This window comes from Ochrobactrum sp. BTU1 (genome assembly GCA_018798825.1).
GTDB lineage: Bacteria > Pseudomonadota > Alphaproteobacteria > Rhizobiales > Rhizobiaceae > Brucella.
The window spans coordinates 671,461-690,376 of sequence record CP076354.1 but is presented as its reverse complement, the minus strand read 5'-3'; the positions used below and the strand labels follow the sequence as shown (position 1 = coordinate 690,376).

Here is an 18,916-nt window from a genome sequence, read left to right as displayed (position 1 = left end):
CTTTAAATTATTGATGGGGGCGAAGAAAGTGATTCACCTTCTCGCCCCAACATATTGTTCTTGAATCGAATTCAGCTTTCGAAATTATCGCGGACAAGTCGGTCGAGAAGCCGAACGCCGTAACCCGAAGCCCACGATTGGCTATACTCATTTGTTGGCGATCCCATAGCTGTTCCGGCCACATCGAGATGCGCCCATGGCGTATCGCCCACGAAACGCTTGAGGAACTGCGCCGCGGTGATCGAGCCTGCATAGCGGCCTGAGCTGTTCTTCATATCGGCAAACTTGGAATCGATCATCTTGTCGTATTCCTTGCCGAGCGGCATACGCCACAGCTTTTCACCAGTTGCCTGACCTGCTTCATAAAGCTGATCAGCAAGCTCGTCATCGTTCGAGAATAGACCAGCATGATGCGTACCGAGTGCAACCACGATCGCGCCGGTCAGCGTAGCGAGATTGATCATGAACTGCGGCTTGAAACGATCATTGGTGTAGTAGAGTGCATCTGCCAGCACGAGGCGGCCTTCAGCATCGGTGTTAATCACTTCGATTGTCTGGCCAGACATCGATGTAACGATATCACCCGGACGCTGAGCATTGCCATCCGGCATATTCTCAACAAGACCGATCACGCCGATAGCATTGACCTTCGCCTTGCGACCAGCAAGAGCGCGCATCAAGCCGGTAACGGCTGCAGCGCCACCCATGTCGCCTTTCATTTCTTCCATACCAGCAGCAGGCTTGATCGAGATGCCGCCAGTATCGAAAACAACGCCCTTGCCCACGAAGGCAACCGGCTTCTCCTTGGACTTGGCACCCTGCCATTCCATGATGACCAGACGTGGTGGACGAACCGAGCCCTGTGAAACACCCAGAAGCGAGCCCATGCCGAGCTTCTTCATTTCTTTTTCGCCGAGAACTTCGACCTTTACGCCAAGCTTTTCAAGCTTTTCGGCTTCTTCTGCAAATTCTACAGGGCCGAGAATATTGGCAGGCTCATTGACGAGGTCGCGCGCCTTAAGAACACCGTCGGCCACAGCCTCGGCAACTTCAAGCGCTCTTTTGGCACTGTGAACATCTGCCGTCTGAATATGAATTTTTGCTGCGTGCTTCGGTTCGGCGTTTTCTTCGCTCTTGCGGGTCTTGTAGCGATTGAACTCGTATGAGCGGAGAATCATACCCAGAGCAACGTCGCCTGCTTCATCGCCCGCAATTGTCGTTTCAGGCAGAGCCAGCGTTAGGGTCGCGCGTTCGGCCTTGCCGATTCGCGAAAAAGCTGCGCCGCCAATCTTAATCCAATCATCATTACCAAGTTCGCCGGGGTCGCCGACGCCAACCAGAACGACCTTGTCTACGCCGCCTTCCGAGGTGTCAATCGCTTCTGCAGTCTTGCCCAAAGCACCTGTAAAGCCTGCAATTTCGGCGATTCGAGTGATTTTTTCGGCTCCGCCTGCCGCGTGGCCTGCTTCTTCTGCGAAGCCGCCGCCCTTGGCGACCAGAACAATGCTTACGCCTTTTTGCGGTGCTGAAAATTCACTGAAAGAAATGGAAGGACGTTTCGACATAACAACTCCAAACAAAGACCAGACAATGAGATGACACGATTGTGTCGCGACTTTTCCTTACTCATGTGAGACGAATATGGCGAAACGGCAAGTCCGCCGCATCATGAAAATCAGTTTTGCGTTAACTTCGGTGACAACTTGCCAAGCTCCGTTTCCGTACCCACCTATGTTCAGCAAAAACAGGTTGCAACCAGCCACGCTCTCCCTTTAGAGAAGCGAGCGCTAGCTTCGGCTGAAAATCTTTAGTAATCTGTTAACCAAATTTGTTCGGCTAATTTTAGCCAAGTGCAGTTAGACTGAATATTCATTTACGAGCGTTGTTTCTTTAGGGACAGGCTCCTTCAACGGAACCGGGATGTAAACTCCACCTATGAAATTGATTGAGTTGTACATCCTCCGCCGCGTGGCGATTATGTTCTTTGCGGTGTTGGGCGCCGCAGTGGGCATTACGTGGACTGTGCAGGTACTGCAACGTGTCGACTTTCTCACCACAAGCGGTCAATCAATTCAGACAATCATTCAGTTCAGTTCGCTGCTGATTCCGTCCGCAATTCCTCTTGTCATGCCTTTTGCGTTGATCATTGCAATTACGCAGACACTTTCGACAATGAACCAGGATTCCGAGCTCGTTGTCATCAATGCATCCGGCGCGCCTCGCAGCGCGGTAATGCGTCCGATACTCATGCTCGCAGCGATTATCTCTGTCGTTTCCTTTCTCGTCGCTAACTATGTCGACCCTTATGCGCGCATGAACATGCGTGCTATGATCGCCAATGCCAGCGCTGATTTGCTGAATGCGGTTGTTCAGGAAGGTAGCTTCCGCAAACTTGCGGACAATCTCTATATTCAGATCGCCGAGCGCCGTGGTGATGGCAGCATCGGCGGCCTGTTTATTGCAGATTCTCGCGATCCAACGCTTGATCTGATTTACTATGCAGCTGATGGCAACATCGCGAGCACGCCCGCAGGTGACATGCTGCTGATGAAGGATGGTGAAGTCCAGCGCCGCGATGTTTCAGACGGCACGGTTTCGATTATCAAGTTCAACTCCTATGCCTTCGATCTGAGCCAATTCACGTCAGCTGGCGATGATTTTGTGATCTATGCGAAAGATCGGCCGCTTACATATCTGCTGAATCCGGATCCGAACGACCCGATCTTGCAGACGCGCCCTCTGCGCTACAAGGCTGAGCTGCACCGCCGCTTGACCGAATGGCTGTATCCTGTTGTTTTTGCTCTGATCGCCCTCGCTTTTGCTGGCGACTCTCGCTCACATCGTGAAGCGCGCGTATCCGCTTCTTTCTCCGCGATCAGCACGGCACTTCTGGTTTACTGGGCGGGTTATTTCTCGGCCGACCGGGCTGATAAGGACGAGACATATATCGTCATGATGTATCTTGTGCCGATTGGTGTAATGCTTGTCACCGGCTTTGCTCTGTTAACAGGACGGCGTGTCGGGCTCCCAGACAAGTGGAGCGATCGGATACTTGATAGCTACGACCGATTGAAACGAAATATAACAGCTACTTCAGATCGTCTACTTGGGCGATCCCGCAAAGATACGGGGGGACGAGCATGATTGGCTGGACTCTCGGTCGTTACTTTTTCATGCGATATGTGCAGATTACACTGTATTTTCTGCTCGGTATCTTTGCTTTGGCACTTTTGCTCGACTTTACCGAGAACGCCAGCAAACTCGCTAATCTGCCTGGTTACACGGTATGGGCTGCGCTAGGTATCTCTGCGATGCGCGTCCCATTCATCATGCAGCAGATGATTCCCTTCGTCGCGCTCTTCGCTGCAATGGCGACACTCATCTCGCTTAATCGCAAATATGAGTTGGTTGTCGCACGTTCCGTTGGCGTTTCGGCTTGGCAGTTTCTGCTTCCGGCATGTTTCGGAGCATTGCTGTTTGGCCTCGCCACCATCTTCATTCTCAATCCGTTTGCGGCCTATGGCTTTTCCAAAGCTGACGAGATCGCTTCAACCTGGAAAAGCGGCAAGGTAACCGACGTTTCGGCTCTCCGTGATCCTTGGCTTCGCCAGAAGACCGACGATGGCGAAACCATCATCGGCGCCAAGAGCATCCTTGATCGCGGGGCAACGCTTGCCGACGCTACCTTCATTCAGTTTGATGATAAGAAGAAAATCAAAGATCGCTATGATGCTCGCACCGCGAAACTCATGGATGGTCATTGGGAATTAACGGACGTAACGAGATTTTCGCGTGGTGAGGAACCGCGCAAACTGGAGAGCGTCAATATTCCTACGCAGTTGCGTCCGGAATATGTGGAAGAAAAGCTCGCCTCCCCTGATACAATTCCATTCACGCAGCTGCGTCACAAGATCGAAGTTGCGCGTTCTTTCGGTTATTCAGCAAACGCATTTGACATGCAATACCAGTCACTTCTGGCATTGCCCGCATTGCTGATGGCCATGACTCTCATTGCTGCAACAGTGTCCCTGAAATTTGTGCGGTTTGGTCAGTCCGGAGCGATGATTCTGGGTGGCGTTGTCGCCGGCTTCATGCTTTATGTCGTTTCGGTACTGGTGAAGGCATTCGGCAATGCAGGATTCGTTCCTCCATTCGTTGCAGCATGGGTTCCTGTAATTATTGCGACATTTTTTGGTGTCTCCTTTTTGTTGCATAAGGAGGATGGTTAGTGGGTTCGAGTAACGCCCGCATGGTATTGCCCCATTCATTCACGCGTCTTGCACGCGGGACTGCTTTGGTGTGCGGCCTTGCTATACCTTTCATTTCAGTCGCAATCCTTCCTTCGCAGGTACAGGCGCAGGATGCTCTGGGAGCAAATTACCAGAGCGATCCGAATGCGCGTATGCTTCTGCAGGCAGATGAGCTTGTCTATGATCGCGATGTGAACGTCGTTACCGCTCAGGGTAAAGTTCGCATTGAATATGACGGCAATCGCCTCGTCGCGGATAAAGTAACCTATAATCAGCAGACCCGTCGCATGACTGCGACTGGGAACGTTGAAATTGTAGAGCGCGATGGCAACAAGATTTACTCCGACCATCTTGATGTGACGGATAGTTTCCGCGACGGCTTTGTGAATGGCCTTCGCGTTGAGACCACCGACAACACCCGTTTTGCCGCCGAAAGCGCGGAGCGTAGCAACGGTGAGATCACCACCTTTAATAATGGTGTGTACACGGCCTGTCAGGCTTGCGAAAAAGATCCGGACAAGCCTGTGCTTTGGCAGATCAAGGCACGCAAGATCATTTGGAACAGCGCGACTAAGACCGTGCGTTTTGAACGTGGCAAGTTTGAGCTGCTCGGCATTCCGTTGGCTTACTTCCCAGCCTTCGAAATGGCCGACCCGACAGTCAAGCGTAAGAGCGGCTTTCTGTTTCCAGGTTTCAGCTATAAAGACGATCTTGGGTTCGGCATCAAGAACTCTTATTTCTGGGCTCTAGCACCGAATTACGATCTGACGCTTTCGACAACTGCTTACACGAAGCAAGGCTTCCTAACGCAGGCCGAATGGCGTCATCGTCTCGAAAACGGCTCCTATAATCTTCAGATTGCTGGCATTCATCAGATGAAGCCGGGTGAGTTCAGCACCAATACGCTAGATCGCGGTGAAGATAACCGCGGCATGGTCGCATCCAAAGGCGACTTCGATATCAATTCGCGTTGGAAGTTTGGCTGGGATGTCATGGCCCAGACCGATCGCAATTTTAGCCGTACCTACAATCTTGAGGGCTATAACGCACAAACTCAGGTTTCAAAGATCTATTTAACCGGCATCAATAACCGGAATTACTTCGACCTCAACTTCTATCGCTTCAATGTGCAGGAATCTTATCCGCTCACGTCTACGTATAAAGACGTGGAAATGCATTCGAAGCAGCCTTGGGTTTTCCCAAGTCTCGACTATTCTTACACCGTGCCTGATCCTGTTTATGGTGGTGAACTTAACATCACCACCAATGCGCAGGTTCTGTATCGTCAGAATGCGAATTATACGCTCAATCCAGGTAATAATTCGATCTATTACCCACGCATCCCTGGTTTCAGCGGCACAAATGCGCGTCTTACGACGGAAGCTGAGTGGAAGCGTACATTTATCACGCCATCTGGTTTGGTAATTACGCCGCTTTTGGCTCTGCGCGGTGATGCTATCAGTGCCAATACGAACTTTGATCCAGCTGTTGCGGGTTACACCGACGCCATAGTTCGCTCCGAAGCATTGCGCGCAATGGCGACGGCTGGCCTTGAATTGCGTTGGCCGATCCTGTTCTCAAGCACCAGCTCAACACATATTCTTGAGCCGATCGCGCAGATCTATATGCGCAACAACGAACGTTACGCGGGCGAACTTCCGAACGAAGATGCACAGAGCTTCGTGTTTGATGCTACAAACCTGTTCTCGCGTGACAAGTTCTCTGGCTATGACCGTGTGGAAGGCGGCACTCGTGCCAATCTAGGTCTTCGCTATTCGGGCAACTTCAGCAATAGCGACTGGGGCTTGTATGCTCTCGCAGGGCAATCATTCCAGCTCGGCGGCGTGAATTCGTATGGCACCAGCGATTTCCTGAATGTAGGGGCAGATTCCGGTCTTCAGGATGCACGTTCCGATTATGTTGCAATGATCGGCACCTCTAATTCGACCGGTCTTGCACTGGCTGCACGCGGACGTTTTGACAAGGATAACCTAGACGTTAAGCGTGGCGAACTCGAAGTACAGCAAAACTGGCAGAAGCTGTCGGTTTCAGCTCAGTATGCTTACATCGCTCCGCAGCCGGCTTATGGTTATTCAGAGCTCCGGCAGGAAGTTACGGGTGCTGCTACTGCACGTTTAGATGCTAATTGGCGTGTCTTCGGTTCAGGCACTTATGACCTTGTGTCGGATACACTTGTTCGCGCATCCTCTGGTCTTGCCTATGACGATGAATGCTTCACCTACTCGATGGCTTACGTCCAAACCCGTAATCCGGGTGAGGACAAGGCATCTCATAGCGTTGGATTCAATATATCGTTCAGAACACTCGGCGACATTGGCAGCGGCGCTCAAACCTTCTAAACTTCGAAAGAGCGGAAACAATCCAACTTGTTCCGCTCTTTCCTTTTATGCCGCAGCATCACTTAATCATTTCAAATAACGTTCGCTTTTTTATCGATTTTATTCAGTTAAGTACCTTTAATTACCTCGTAAATTGCTAAAGGGTCATTGTTTCGCCGCTTTGGCTCCTCTATACAGGCATCATAATATGTCTGGCCTCTGATATGCTTGTTCAGTTTGAACTTGCGTCAGATGACTAGTAAGATTGGACACATCCGGTGAAATTTGTCATTCGCCGACCTGAAGGAAATCGGGAAATAAAGATGATGTTTGCAAGACCTCTATTCGCCTCCCTGCTGGGCGCTGCCGTATGTGTGACGGCGCTTGGAACGGCTGCGACTTTGACACCGGCATTTGCTGCCGGCGGAACGGAGGTCAAGGTCATTGTCTCCGGCAATGCAATCACCAACGGCGATATTCAGCGCCGTGCAGCATTTCTGAAACTGCAGCGTAAAGGCGGCAATCTTAATCAGGTTGCTCGTGAAGAACTGACTGAAGAAATGCTGAAGCGCGTCGAAATGAAATCGCGCGGCATTAACATTTCCGATCAGGAAGTCGATCAGGCCTATGCAGGCTTTGCGACCCGTAACAAGATGAGCGTCGCTCAGCTTAATCAGCTGATGAATCAGGCTGGCATTACACCTGATCATTTCAAGAAATACATCATGGTCCAGATGGGCTGGGGTCGCCTGGTCAGCGCGCGCTTCCGCGCCACTGGTATGGTTAGCGAGCAGGACGCTGTTCAGCGTATGCTGAAAGACGGCGGCAAAAAGCCTGTCTCAACTGAATACCATCTGCAGCAGGTTATTTTCGTCGTTCCAAATGCAAAGCGTTCGCCTGCTCTGCTCGGCAAGCGTCGCCAGGAAGCAAATGCATTGCGCTCGCGCTTCCAGAGCTGCGACACTACCCGTCAGCTAACCAAGGGCATGATCGACGTTACAGTTCGCGATCTCGGTCGGGTTATCGAACAGCAACTTCCGGGCGAATGGGCCAAAGACGTCAAAGCTGCTGGCGTAAACCGCGCAACTCCTCCACATGACACCGAAAAAGGTGTTGAAATTCTAGCCGTATGCTCGACGCGTCAAGTTTCCGATGACCGAGTCGCGCAGCTTGTCTTCTCCATGGAAGGCACCGATTCCGAAGCGGGACAGGAAAAGAAGGCTGATGATCTGAGCAAGAAGTATCTTGCTGAGCTGCGCGAAAAGGCAACGATTGTAAATCGTTGAGTTTCGCTCCAGAGCCTTGGCAGTGCAAAACTGACCGTATAATTTGAGGGGGCGTCTGCCCCCTTATTTCATCAGCCGAGATAAACAGCTATGACTATTCACCCGGTTCCTCCGCTCGCCGTCAGCATTGGCGATCCTTCAGGTGTTGGAGCTGATGTTGCTCTCAGCGCATGGTTGCAGCGCAAAGAGCTTTCTCTGCCAACGTTTCTGCTCATTGCCGATCCGGCGCAGCTTTCAGACCGCGCGCAGCATCTTGGCCTGAATGTGCCAATCGCAACGATTAGCACCCCTGCCGATGCTTGCGACGTCTTTGATGTAAAACTGCCCGTTTTGCCATTGAAAAACACGCATAAGGAAAGCCCCGGCAAACCTCTGCCGGAAAACGCAGCAGGTGTTATTGAAGCAATAGAACGCGCCGTTGCGCTGACATTGAGTGGCGAAACATCAGCCGTTGTCACCTGCCCGATTGCCAAAAAGCCGCTCTACGATGCAGGTTTCAAACATCCCGGACACACGGAGTTTCTCGCTGAACTCGCTAGCAAACATCTCGGACGCACAGTCATTCCGGTAATGATGCTGGCTGGCCCCGAACTACGTGCCGTTCCAGTCACAATCCACATCCCTCTCGTCGACGTCCCGCGCTTACTGACCAAGGATGATATTCTGGAAGTGGCTTACATCACGGCGCAGGAACTGACGGATCGTTTTGGCATAGCAGCACCTCGTATTGCGATTTCCGGCCTCAATCCTCATGCGGGTGAAGGGGGTGCACTGGGCAAGGAAGATGATGCTATTATTCGGCCAGCAGTCGAAGAATTGCAGCGTGAGGGCATCAATGCCTGGGGACCATTGCCTGCTGACACCATGTTCCATGCACAAGCACGCGTGACTTATGATGTCGCCATTTGCATGTATCACGATCAGGCGCTTATTCCGGCGAAGGCTCTCGCTTTTGACGAGACGGTCAATGTTACCCTCGGGCTTCCATTTATCCGAACATCCCCTGATCATGGAACTGCCTTCGACATTGCAGGAAAAGGCATAGCGCGCCCTGACAGTCTTATAGCATCCATAAGGCTGGCACAGGAACTCGCCGAAAACGAAGCAAGGCGGAAATCATGAGCATCGACAATCTTCCGCCACTGCGTGAGGTCATCGAACGGCATGACCTGATGCCTAAAAAGTCGCTTGGGCAGAACTTTCTGTTCGACCTGAACCTAACATCGAAGATCGCTCGACAGGCAGGCAATCTGCAAGATCAGCCGGTTATCGAGGTCGGTCCCGGTCCGGGTGGTCTGACACGCGCCTTGCTCGCTCAGGGTGCTATTGTCACCGCAATTGAGCGCGATGAACGGTGCCTTGATGCTCTTGCAGAGATCGAAGCGCATTATCCGGGACGTTTGCGCATTATTTCCGGTGATGCATTGGAGCAAGATTTCAAAGCTCTCTTTCCGGATGGCCCGAAGCCACGCATCGTGGCTAATCTGCCTTATAATGTGGGAACACAATTGCTGCTCAACTGGCTTCTGACAGAGCCTTGGCCACCCTTTTATTCCTCGATGACCCTGATGTTCCAACGTGAAGTTGGCGAGCGTATTGTGGCCGCACCTGATACGGATCATTATGGGCGCCTCGGCGTTCTGGCAGGCTGGCGTACGCATTCGAAAATTGCTTTCGACGTGCCCCCACAGGCGTTTACGCCTCCGCCGAAAGTTATGTCGTCGGTCGTCCATATCACGCCGCGTGAAGAGCCGCTCCCATGTCGCGCGGATGCTTTGGGCCAGATTACGCAGGCAGCCTTCGGGCAACGCCGAAAAATGCTGCGTCAGAGCCTCAAGCCTGTCGGCGGCGCACAACTTCTGGAAAAGACCGGAATTGATGGTACCCGGCGCGCCGAAACGCTAAGCGTCGAAGAATTTGTTGCACTGGCCAATGCTTACCGGCCAGTGTGATTCAATTCATCTTTGAACCATCTTTGGCGTCACTTGTCAGTGGCGCCAAATTCATCTGCTTGAAAACCTTATCGACATGATCCATTTCCGAGCGGAAGCTCGACATGGATGAACCTGTCAGCTTTTCACCCGCATTGAGCTGTGCTTTGAGCGGGTCGACATAATGATCACCGACTTTGAGCTCATAATACAAATGCGGTCCGGTCGAGTAGCCGGTTGATCCCACATAAGCGATCACTTCACCCTGCTTCACATGCTGGCCGACTTTCAGCCCCTTCGCTTCTCCGGAGAGATGAGCATAGGTGGTACTGTAGCCGCCCTGGTGGCGAATGCGCACATACTTGCCATAACCCTTTTGCGACGAAATCAGCTCAACCGTTCCATCTCCCGCAGCGACAATCGGCGAGCCGATCGGTGCATCGTAATCCACGCCATTATGATGTTTGCGGACATGCAAAACCGGATGCACACGCCAGCCAAAACCATCATTCAACCGGCCATTTGGTAGTGGCTTGTGCATGAGGTATTTGGTCATCGAGGAACCATCTTCGTTGAAATAGTCAGCGTTTCCCTCGACTTCATGCCTGTAAAGACGCTTGGCCTGACCGTTTGTAGTAAACTCCACAAACACCAGCTCAGGATCGGCATCCACGCTCTCACGAAACAGGAGGTCGATTTTATCAACCCCGTTGGCGCCCTTCTGAAGCGATACGTTATTCTCAGCCGCGAGTTTCTTCACATCATCCGCGACTTCGCTCGGTACCCCTGCTGCAATAAGCCGGGACTGAACAGATCCATCCGTTACTTTTTTAGCGGGCTGGCGCGATGCGGACAACATAGCATCATGAGAAAGACGCGCGAAAAGTCTCTGATTATCATTCGCGCGGAAAACACCATCGTCTGTCCGTCCATAAACGGAATCTGATGCATTACCATGTCTGAACCGTGCCATGGTTATATGCGCTGGCTTGCCCTGCGACTGATCGAGTAGCAGAACCAGATTATCACCAGGAACGAGGTCTTTTCGACCAAGCGCCTGTTCCAGATGTGCTGCATCGTCAGCGGAAACATCCGCCGCCTGCATGAGTACACCCACCTTCTCGCGCGACTGTGGAGCGAGAACAATTTCGTGCGCTTTTTTGTGAGGCGTATCCGCTGGCTTGGCAAAGCTTACATTCAGCGGCACACCTTTTTGATTGGCAAGCGCTGAAATTTCATCTGGCTGATCAGAGGTTTTCTCCCCTCGCCGTTTACCTCGTACCGATGCCAGATCGAGCAGACCCCGCCCGCTTCCTTCATTCTTCAAATCAAGGATGACATGCTGATAGGTAAAGAGCGTCGCTTCTCCATCGTCGGTACCTTCGGCAATATCGATGCGCTTGGCAATGCGTCGGTTCTCATCAACTTCATTCTGAGGAACCAGCCGCGCTTCTTTCATGGCCGCATGACTGTGAACCAGCGTGGTAGGATCGATCATCACAGGCTGTGAAGCATGTCCATGTCGCACCAAACCTCCCGTCACCAAAGCCATTGCGCCACCCGCCAGAAGCGTAGCTGACGCCAGCGCAATACAAGCGCGTCGATGTGTGTGAATTGAAAAGCGTACGCGTTCTAGTGGCTTGAGAGCACGCTGCGAAAGCGGAGGCAATTTCGTATGCTCAGCCAAAGCAGCAGCATGCGCGTCGTTGGACCGGATCATGAGATCTGGCGATACAACAACGTGAATCTGCTTATCTCTGCGGGCAGCACGAAACAGCATGCAGTGAGCGGCTCCAAATTCCATCTGAAATAACAAACGGACCAGAGGGCCAGAGCACGGCCAAATTATGGCTCCGGTGGCCATAATCCACCGGAGATAGAAGCTCAAACGCTCAAGTTAAATTTATCAGGCTCTGGCGCGTGCCTTACGATGCGCCGACAAAGACGACCACGTGTAGATAATCAGGCCTGTCCAGATGAGAACAAAAGCTACGAGCTGCGCATTCGAAAATGGCTCGTGGAAAATGAAAATTGCGAAGATAAACAGCAGCGTAGGCGTAAGATACTGCATAAGGCCAAGCGTCGTATAACGCAGCAGCTTTGCACCGCCAGCATATAGGATCAGCGGAATTGCAGTGAATGGTCCTGCAAGCAACAGCAGCGAAACGTTCGACATAGTGCCTGAGAAGAAATGATCCTGACCATTGGCCATCAACCAGAAAACATAGCCAAGCGCCGGGATTGAAAGGATAACCACTTCAAGCGTAAAGCCCTGCAAAGGTGGCATAGGCAAAGACTTGCGGAAAAATCCGTAAAGACCAAATGTCAGCGGTAGCACCAGTGAAACCCAAGGCAGGCCACCAGCATTGAGAGTCAGAACGAGAACAGCGGCAAATGCAAAGCCGACTGCAACATACTGCACTTTTGACAGCCGCTCACCGAGAAACAGCCCGCCCAAAACCACATTGAATAGTGGATTGATATAGTATCCGAGTGCGGCGCCGATAATCTGGTCATGCGCAACAGCCCAAACATAAACCGACCAGTTTACAGTGATAAGTGCAGCGGTCAGTGCAGCCATTGCAAGCATTCGCGGCTTGCGCAGAGCATCAAGGATTGTGCGAAATTGACCGATGAAGAGTAGCAAAATCGCCGCAACAGGCACCGACCAGATCACGCGATGCACGACAATTTCAAGTGCGGGGAGATGTGACAAAGCCTTGAGATAGAAGGGCAAAATAGCCCAAAGACCATAAGCCCCCATAGCCATCATGAAGCCACGGCTTCCATCTGAAAGCTGGCCTCCGGATAAGGTTTGCTCGGTCATTTCCATCTCCGAATTAAGTGTAGGCTCGAAAAAGCTACGAACTTTTTCGAGTTAGTCAGACTGCTATGCGCCGATCAATCCATAAAATCTATTCAATTAAACTGATCAAAGCATCAATCTTCGTGAAAGAAGCGGCTTATTCAGCCGCCACCAGACCAGCTAAAGAACGGTTTTTCATCAATTTATAATTGACCGAATCCATCAGCGCCTGAAACGATGCATCGATGATATTGTCGGAGACGCCAACCGTGCGCCAACGAGCACCCGTAGCATCACCGGATTCAATCAAAACGCGGGTGATAGCTGCCGTACCACCATTGAGGATACGCACCTTGAAATCCACCAGTTCGAGATCTTCGATTTCATCCTGATAGCGGCCAAGATCCTTGCGCAGCGCAATATCGAGAGCGTTGACCGGACCATGTCCTTCGGCAACCGACATATGCATTTCACCGTCGACTTCGACCTTCACCACGGCTTCCGAAACAGTTTTCAATGAACCATTGGCATCGAACCGACGTTCAACAAGACAGCGGAAAGAGTCGACTTTGAAGAATTCTGGCTGCGGGTTGAGCATGGCTCTCGCCAACAGCTCGAAACTCGCATCAGCACCTTCATAAGCATAGCCTTCTGCTTCGCGCTCTTTGACCAGCGCAATCAACGTATCCAGTCGCACATCGTCCTTGGCAACGCGAATGCCGCGACGCTCCAGTTCGGCGATAAAGTTCGACTTACCACCCTGATCCGAAACCATGACGCGACGGCGATTGCCAACGGTTTCAGGCGGAACGTGCTCATAAGTCTGCGGGTCTTTAAGCAGTGCTGAGGCATGAATGCCTGCCTTGGTCGCAAAGGCGGACGTACCTGTATAGGGCGCCTGCTCGGTCGGCGCACGATTCAGAATATCATCAAAGGCGCGTGAAATGCGGGTGATTGCTTTCAGCGCATCAGGCTTGACACCAAGTTCAAAGCGATCAGCCCAATAAGGCTTCAATGCCAGTGTCGGAATAAGAGAAACGAGGTTCGCATTACCGCAACGCTCGCCGATCCCATTCAGTGTTCCCTGCACATGGCGCACACCTGCATCGATTGCAGCAAGCGAAACGGCGACGGCCTGCTCGGTATCGTTGTGAGCATGAATGCCAAGGCTTTCGCCCGGAACAACAGCTTTGACCGCATTGATGATTTCAGCCACTTCCGACGGCTGTGTCCCGCCATTGGTATCGCAAAGCACGACCCAACGAGCGCCTGCCTCATAGGCAGCCTTCGCACAAGACAATGCATATTCAGGGTTGGCTTTGTATCCATCGAAGAAATGCTCGCAATCAACCAGCGCCTCACGACCAGCCATACGAACAGCTGTCACCGATGCAGTAATCGATTCCAGATTTTCCTCATTGGTGCAACCGAGAGCGATCCGCACATGGTAATCCCAGCTTTTGGCAACGAAACAGACTGCATCGCTCGAGGCCTGCAGAAGTGCAGTCAATCCCGGATCATTCGATGCCGAAACGCCTGCACGCTTGGTCATTCCAAAAGCTGCAAACTTGGCCCGTGAGGTCTGTCGCTTTTTGAAGAAGGCCGTATCCGTTGGATTTGCACCCGGATACCCGCCTTCGACATAATCCACGCCCAGCTCTTCAAGCAGAATGACAATCGCTTTTTTGTCTTCGACAGAGAAGTCAATGCCGGGAGTCTGCTGTCCGTCCCGCAAGGTCGTGTCGTAGATATAGATGCGTTCGCGTGCCATTTTGCCTGCCTGTCGGTGGGTGTATGCCTTGATAATTTATGGCTTTTTAGTTTTCAGTATCGTGGTCGGGGTGCTGGTAGGACACCATGGTTCTTACAAACTGGACACTTTCCGGATCTCGTTCGGTCTCGAAACCGGGTAGTTTTGCGAGGTCATCGACATAGGGAAGCTTGACTTCGACACCCCATTGAATTGTGGGTTCAATCTCTTCTGGTGCATCGAAAGCGCCTATGGAAAGCGCCACGCCATCCGGTGCTTCGTAAGTCAGTGGAGTTCCGCATTCAGCACAGAACCCACGCTTGACGTGATTCGACGACTGAAAACGCTTCGGTTCGTTACGGGTCCAAATGAGTTTTGCTTCACCCACCGAGACCAGCGGCGCATAGAAATTGCCAAAGGCTTTCTGACACATGCGGCAATGACAGATAGATGCTGAACCAAGTACGCCCTCGACATGAAAGCGCACCGCACCACACTGGCATCCCCCGCTATAGAGCGGCTTATTATCAAGCGTCATGGCTTCCTCCCAGAAACTAACCGATCGTCAGCTTACCACTTCCCATGTCGTGATGCGTTCGCCGGTGTCAGGATGTTTGCCGTCCTTCAACTGCACGCCCTGCGCCAGAAGTTCATCGCGAATACGATCTGCTTCTGCCCAGTTCTTGCCAGCTATGAAATTCAGGCGCTCGGCAATCAATGCATCGATTGCAGCTGTATCAACATCTGCCTTTGCAAATACCGGCAAATCCTGTGCTGTCACAAAGTAAGGGTCGAGCAAGCCTAATAGCGCCATGCCCTCGCCCAAAGCTGCAACGTCCTTGGCCTTGAATGCTTTGCGTAGAGCCGTGATAGCAGACCAGGTGTTGAGATCGTCCGACAATGCGTCAGCGACTTCTTCAACAACGGAAAGTGCAGAAGGCGCAGCAAAGTCCGCGTCGCGCAACAAACCATACCACCGATGCAGCTCTTCGGCAGATTCTGCCAGACGCTGCGCCGTCCAGTTGATCGGCTCGCGGTAATGCGTTTGCAGCATAGAAAGACGAGCAGCCAGACCGACCCAGCGATCGCGAGCATCCTTGTCATCCCAGACACCAAGCTGCGGCAAACCATCGTTCAGCACATCGCGAATGGTTATGAAGTTGCCAAGCGACTTAGACATCTTCTGCCCTTCAACCTGAAGGAATCCATTATGCATCCAGATGTTGGCCATACGCTCAGTTCCGAATGCGCAGCATGATTGCGCAAGCTCGTTTTCATGATGCGGGAACACCAGATCGATGCCACCGCCATGAATGTCAAACTGGTTCTTATACGGATCATCACACTTCAAACCGCCGCCAAAAGGCGCCAGCAGCTTGGCCATAGACATGGCCGAGCACTCGATATGCCAGCCGGGGCGACCAAGCGTTTCAATACCTGCCGGTGAAGGCCAACCGGGTTCACCATTGCGCGATGGCTTCCACAGCACAAAATCCATTTCATCGCGCTTATAGGATGCAACATCGACGCGAGCGCCGGCCAGCATCTCATCGAATGGACGGTGGGAAAGCGCGCCATAGCGTGCGCCACCCAAAGCGTTCATCGCTGACGGGGAAAACAGCACATGCTCATCTGCAACATAGGCAACGCCGCGCTCGATTAGCTTCTCAATAATATTACGCATGTCGTCGAGATGCTCGGTTGCACGCGGCTGGCTCGACGGCTCCAGATTTGCCAGAGCCTTGATATCAGCTTGAAACTGGTTGTTTGTGCCTTCGGTCACCCGGCGGATTGCTTCATTGAGCGGAAGGTTGGGATATTCAGTAGCAGCACGCGCGTTGATCTTGTCGTCAACATCGGTGATGTTACGCGCATAAGTGACTTTTTCCGTGCCATAGAAATGGCGCAGCAGGCGGAAAAGAACGTCAAAGACGATAACCGGACGTGCGTTGCCGATATGGGCAAAGTCATAAACGGTCGGTCCGCAGGCATACATGCGCACATTATTTGCATCGATGGGGGTGAAATACTCCTTCGTGCGAGTGGCAGTATTGTATAGGCGTAGTTGCGGCGCATCAGCCATTTTATTTCCCCAAAGGACCTGAAAATACGGGCACGAAAGACCGCAGCCGTCTGGCCGGGGCGTTATCATCCTGTTTCATGGTAGGGGAGACGAAAACGGCCGGGCCAGCAAGCTGCTAGCCAATAATAATCGAACCAGTACAAATGATCGTGGTCGGCGTTTTCATGACGCTACTTATCTCTCTCGACCTCAATCACGTCAAGAGCTTTTGAAAAAGTTCAATAGAAATAAAGTATTTCCCTCAGACTGGTGAAGCTGGAGTGCCTGACAGGCTTATATGAAGCCGGCCTCGTCAAAATCGCTGTTGCATTTCGGCAACCCCACTCCCCCTTCATCCTTATCCCGTTGATGTTAACCGGAATTCCTCAAAACCGGCTCTAAACAGCCTTCATTCCGTCCCAATCAATCACAAAATGGTGAGTGTAATTTGGAAGAGGATGGACCAATGCCTAAAAATGAACTGCAACCACGACAAGACAAGCTCATTGACCAGTACCGCGAAATCGGACCGGCTGTGCTGGTTGCAGCGTTGATGAGCAAGACCAATCGCGAAAGCAAAGGTCGCAACGACAATACGCGCCGCTCAATTCTGGCAGTCAAAAAGACAGGCTGATCCGCTTCATCGCGTCGTCAGCGTCCGGCTCGTCAGAACATGGAAAGCTGACCGTCGGGCTCATCACCCGGCCCAGGCTTTTTCTTTCTTTTGGCCTGATCCAGTGATGGCGCCACAAGATTTTCCTCTACTCTCGCCTGAACGTCAGGAGAGGTATTGGCAACTTTGTTGACCTTGTCCGACACCGGAATGGCTTCAAAAAAGTCATCCTGAACTGGCCGCATGATGTCGGCCACCTCTCGCGGAAGCAGGGTCTTGCAGTTAAGCCAGCGGGCATAATCCTCTGGCTTCACCACCACAGGCATACGCTCGTGGATGGGACGGAGAAATCCGTTTGCACTTGTGGTCAGAATACCCGCTGTATCGATTTGCGAGCCGTCAGCGCTGCTCCATGTTTCAACGAGCGCACCAAAAGCCACGATACCGCCGTTGCGTGGCCTGATCCAATAAGCCTGCGCTTTGTTCTTTCCCTCGCGCCGCCATTCGTAAAAGCCGGAAGCGGGAATCAGCGCACGCCGATGATTGAGTGCCGCACGGAAAGAATTTTTCTCGGCTGCCGTTTCAGAACGAATATTGAAGACAAGATTCCAGTCGTTGGGATCCTTGACCCATGACGGCACAAACCCCCAGCGCACCAACATCCCGATACGGTCGGGCCTGTTGCTTCCCGGAGGCGGCGTTTCGCCTGCCAGAATAGAGAGTATCGGCTGCGTTGGTGCAATATTGTAGCGCGGAGGAAAATCCTCCTCGATCATTGCACCGAGCAGGGCTTCAACTTCTTCGCGGCTGGCAGTCAGAGAAAAACGTCCACACATAACGGCCATGTTCAGATTTTTGAGTTAATCGTCAAGCGGGCTTTGCTGTTGCCAAAAGCGGTTTGCCGCATCATAGCTTGTGCATGGTTACAGTTCCCGTCATCCCTGCCCCCGTTCAGATACACGGTGTTTCTCTCATATGTCGCCGTGATGGCCGCTTTTTGCTGGTCGAACGCGGCAAGGAACCATGGAAAGGCTGGCTGGCTTTTCCGGGTGGAAGTATCGAAGCTGGGGAAACGCCGGAAGAAGCTGCCATTCGAGAACTGAAAGAAGAAACTGCGCTGGATGCGGACTCTCTCCGACATGTTATCACAGTTGATCTGGCACTCGAAGGCAAGGCCTATTCAAAGAGCTACTTCCTGTCAGTTTATCGTGCGTTTGACGTTTCAGGTGAGGAACAGGCTGGTGACGATGCAGCCGCAATACACTGGCTGAGCATCGAAGAAATGGCCCATGCAAATGTGACGGATAGTACGCTGGATGTGGCGCGCTCCATCGCTGAAATCGAGGATGCTTCAGGCGCGCATTCCGTATCGCCTTGAGGCCCCGTTTCTCATTCAGGAATTTCTTTCTTCAGAGGGGCGTATATTGCAGGAAAAACGGCTTTCCATATTGGTCATAGCATTCTGGCTGGGCATCCTGTCCCCGGCCCTTTCTGCCCAGGATGCTCCTTATGAAGGCAAAATGCTCAGAATTGCGGAAGTGCTTGGCTCGCTTCACTATCTGCGCAACCTTTGCGGAGAAACCAGCAACGAATGGCGTGAGCGCATGGATGCCATTATTGCCGCCGAAAAGCCCGATGAAGCCGAGCGAGTACGTCTTGTTTCAAGCTTCAACCATGGATACCGCGTTTTCAGCGACAATTATGTTCGTTGCACGCCCTCGGCTCTTGCGGCGATTGATCGCTACATGAAGGAAGGAGAAAGCTTGTCGAACGAGCTTATCTCGCGCTATGGGAATTAACCAATTATTCAGTCTTGTGCGGATGGGCAGAAATTGCCTCATTCAAATCCGCTTTAATCTGTTAACACTGTCTTAAACGT

16 protein-coding genes are annotated in these 18,916 nt (G+C 52.2%); 9 read left to right on the top strand and 7 right to left on the bottom strand.

Going from position 1 to position 18,916, the window contains the following annotated elements; translation table 11 throughout:
- Positions 1 to 71 precede the first annotated feature (71 nt).
- Positions 72 to 1,565 (bottom strand): leucyl aminopeptidase, encoded by a 1,494-nt coding sequence (locus KMS41_03280; GenBank protein ID QWK78280.1) that lies wholly within the window; start codon positions 1,563 to 1,565, stop codon positions 72 to 74.
- Positions 1,566 to 1,935: 370 nt separating this feature from the next.
- On the opposite strand from KMS41_03280, the gene lptF reads away from it, so the two are divergent.
- The 6 genes from lptF to rsmA all read left to right on the top strand — a co-directional run bounded on the left by lptF (position 1,936) and on the right by rsmA (position 9,827).
- Positions 1,936 to 3,144, top strand: a complete 1,209-nt coding sequence (gene lptF, locus KMS41_03275; GenBank protein ID QWK78279.1) for an LPS export ABC transporter permease LptF — start codon at positions 1,936 to 1,938, stop codon at positions 3,142 to 3,144.
- A complete protein-coding gene (gene lptG / locus KMS41_03270; GenBank protein ID QWK78278.1) occupies positions 3,141 to 4,229 on the top strand; it encodes an LPS export ABC transporter permease LptG in 1,089 nt (362 codons plus the stop codon). The genes lptF and lptG overlap by 4 nt, the downstream gene beginning before the upstream one ends.
- A 20-nt stretch (positions 4,230 to 4,249) precedes the next feature.
- The gene (locus tag KMS41_03265) at positions 4,250 to 6,610 is read left to right on the top strand and encodes an LPS-assembly protein LptD (protein ID QWK78757.1); all 2,361 of its coding nucleotides are present in this window, start codon (positions 4,250 to 4,252) and stop codon (positions 6,608 to 6,610) included.
- A gap of 302 nt (positions 6,611 to 6,912) precedes the next feature.
- Complete coding sequence (locus KMS41_03260) at positions 6,913 to 7,875, top strand: peptidylprolyl isomerase (GenBank protein QWK78277.1); 963 nt, start codon at positions 6,913 to 6,915, stop codon at positions 7,873 to 7,875.
- 90 nt (positions 7,876 to 7,965) lie between these two features.
- Entirely contained in the window at positions 7,966 to 8,997 is a 1,032-nt protein-coding gene (gene pdxA, locus KMS41_03255) for a 4-hydroxythreonine-4-phosphate dehydrogenase PdxA (protein ID QWK78276.1), read from the top strand.
- Positions 8,994 to 9,827: a 16S rRNA (adenine(1518)-N(6)/adenine(1519)-N(6))-dimethyltransferase RsmA gene (gene rsmA, locus KMS41_03250; GenBank protein QWK78275.1), complete on the top strand. Its 834-nt coding sequence runs from the start codon at positions 8,994 to 8,996 to the stop codon at positions 9,825 to 9,827. The genes pdxA and rsmA overlap by 4 nt, the downstream gene beginning before the upstream one ends.
- 1 nt (position 9,828) lies before the next feature.
- Here rsmA and KMS41_03245 read toward each other — a convergent pair whose 3' ends face one another.
- From KMS41_03245 to cysS, 5 genes are all read right to left on the bottom strand, one after another.
- On the bottom strand, positions 9,829 to 11,586 hold the full coding sequence (locus tag KMS41_03245) for a M23 family metallopeptidase (GenBank protein ID QWK78274.1): 1,758 nt from the start codon (positions 11,584 to 11,586) through the stop codon (positions 9,829 to 9,831).
- Between the two features lie 126 nt (positions 11,587 to 11,712).
- Positions 11,713 to 12,633, bottom strand: coding sequence for an EamA family transporter RarD (rarD, locus tag KMS41_03240; protein ID QWK78273.1), 921 nt, complete (start codon positions 12,631 to 12,633; stop codon positions 11,713 to 11,715).
- A gap of 136 nt (positions 12,634 to 12,769) precedes the next feature.
- Positions 12,770 to 14,383, bottom strand: a complete 1,614-nt coding sequence (gene cimA / locus KMS41_03235) for a citramalate synthase (protein QWK78272.1) — start codon at positions 14,381 to 14,383, stop codon at positions 12,770 to 12,772.
- A gap of 46 nt (positions 14,384 to 14,429) precedes the next feature.
- Positions 14,430 to 14,900 carry a GFA family protein gene (locus KMS41_03230; protein ID QWK78271.1) on the bottom strand — a complete coding sequence of 157 codons (471 nt, stop codon included), beginning with the start codon at positions 14,898 to 14,900 and terminating at the stop codon, positions 14,430 to 14,432.
- 27 nt (positions 14,901 to 14,927) lie between these two features.
- Positions 14,928 to 16,445, bottom strand: a complete 1,518-nt coding sequence (cysS, locus tag KMS41_03225) for a cysteine--tRNA ligase (GenBank protein ID QWK78270.1) — start codon at positions 16,443 to 16,445, stop codon at positions 14,928 to 14,930.
- 445 nt (positions 16,446 to 16,890) lie between these two features.
- Here cysS and KMS41_03220 point away from each other — a divergent pair, with 445 nt between their 5' ends.
- Positions 16,891 to 17,058: a hydrolase gene (locus tag KMS41_03220; protein ID QWK78269.1), complete on the top strand. Its 168-nt coding sequence runs from the start codon at positions 16,891 to 16,893 to the stop codon at positions 17,056 to 17,058.
- Positions 17,059 to 17,090: 32 nt separating this feature from the next.
- Here KMS41_03220 and KMS41_03215 read toward each other — a convergent pair whose 3' ends face one another.
- Positions 17,091 to 17,873, bottom strand: a complete 783-nt coding sequence (locus KMS41_03215) for an SOS response-associated peptidase (GenBank protein ID QWK78268.1) — start codon at positions 17,871 to 17,873, stop codon at positions 17,091 to 17,093.
- Positions 17,874 to 17,956: 83 nt separating this feature from the next.
- On the opposite strand from KMS41_03215, the gene KMS41_03210 reads away from it, so the two are divergent.
- The gene (locus tag KMS41_03210; protein QWK78267.1) at positions 17,957 to 18,415 is read left to right on the top strand and encodes an NUDIX domain-containing protein; all 459 of its coding nucleotides are present in this window, start codon (positions 17,957 to 17,959) and stop codon (positions 18,413 to 18,415) included.
- 43 nt (positions 18,416 to 18,458) lie between these two features.
- On the top strand, positions 18,459 to 18,836 hold the full coding sequence (locus KMS41_03205) for a TIGR02301 family protein (protein QWK78756.1): 378 nt from the start codon (positions 18,459 to 18,461) through the stop codon (positions 18,834 to 18,836).
- Positions 18,837 to 18,916 lie beyond the last annotated feature (80 nt).

What these genes read in the sequence shown, in the direction of transcription:
- KMS41_03260 (QWK78277.1), top strand. Translation starts at nt 6,913, where the DNA reads ATGATGTTTGCAAGACCTCTATTCGCCTCCCTGCTGGGCGCTGCCGTA.
- KMS41_03245 (QWK78274.1), bottom strand. Translation starts at nt 11,586, where the DNA reads ATGCTGTTTCGTGCTGCCCGCAGAGATAAGCAGATTCACGTTGTTGTA.
- KMS41_03265 (QWK78757.1), top strand. Translation starts at nt 4,250, where the DNA reads ATGGTATTGCCCCATTCATTCACGCGTCTTGCACGCGGGACTGCTTTG.
- lptF (QWK78279.1), top strand. Translation starts at nt 1,936, where the DNA reads ATGAAATTGATTGAGTTGTACATCCTCCGCCGCGTGGCGATTATGTTC.
- cysS (QWK78270.1), bottom strand. Translation starts at nt 16,445, where the DNA reads ATGGCTGATGCGCCGCAACTACGCCTATACAATACTGCCACTCGCACG.
- lptG (QWK78278.1), top strand. Translation starts at nt 3,141, where the DNA reads ATGATTGGCTGGACTCTCGGTCGTTACTTTTTCATGCGATATGTGCAG.
- pdxA (QWK78276.1), top strand. Translation starts at nt 7,966, where the DNA reads ATGACTATTCACCCGGTTCCTCCGCTCGCCGTCAGCATTGGCGATCCT.
- KMS41_03210 (QWK78267.1), top strand. Translation starts at nt 17,957, where the DNA reads ATGGTTACAGTTCCCGTCATCCCTGCCCCCGTTCAGATACACGGTGTT.
- KMS41_03215 (QWK78268.1), bottom strand. Translation starts at nt 17,873, where the DNA reads ATGTGTGGACGTTTTTCTCTGACTGCCAGCCGCGAAGAAGTTGAAGCC.
- cimA (QWK78272.1), bottom strand. Translation starts at nt 14,383, where the DNA reads ATGGCACGCGAACGCATCTATATCTACGACACGACCTTGCGGGACGGA.
- KMS41_03280 (QWK78280.1), bottom strand. Translation starts at nt 1,565, where the DNA reads ATGTCGAAACGTCCTTCCATTTCTTTCAGTGAATTTTCAGCACCGCAA.
- KMS41_03230 (QWK78271.1), bottom strand. Translation starts at nt 14,900, where the DNA reads ATGACGCTTGATAATAAGCCGCTCTATAGCGGGGGATGCCAGTGTGGT.
- KMS41_03220 (QWK78269.1), top strand. Translation starts at nt 16,891, where the DNA reads ATGCCTAAAAATGAACTGCAACCACGACAAGACAAGCTCATTGACCAG.
- rarD (QWK78273.1), bottom strand. Translation starts at nt 12,633, where the DNA reads ATGACCGAGCAAACCTTATCCGGAGGCCAGCTTTCAGATGGAAGCCGT.
- rsmA (QWK78275.1), top strand. Translation starts at nt 8,994, where the DNA reads ATGAGCATCGACAATCTTCCGCCACTGCGTGAGGTCATCGAACGGCAT.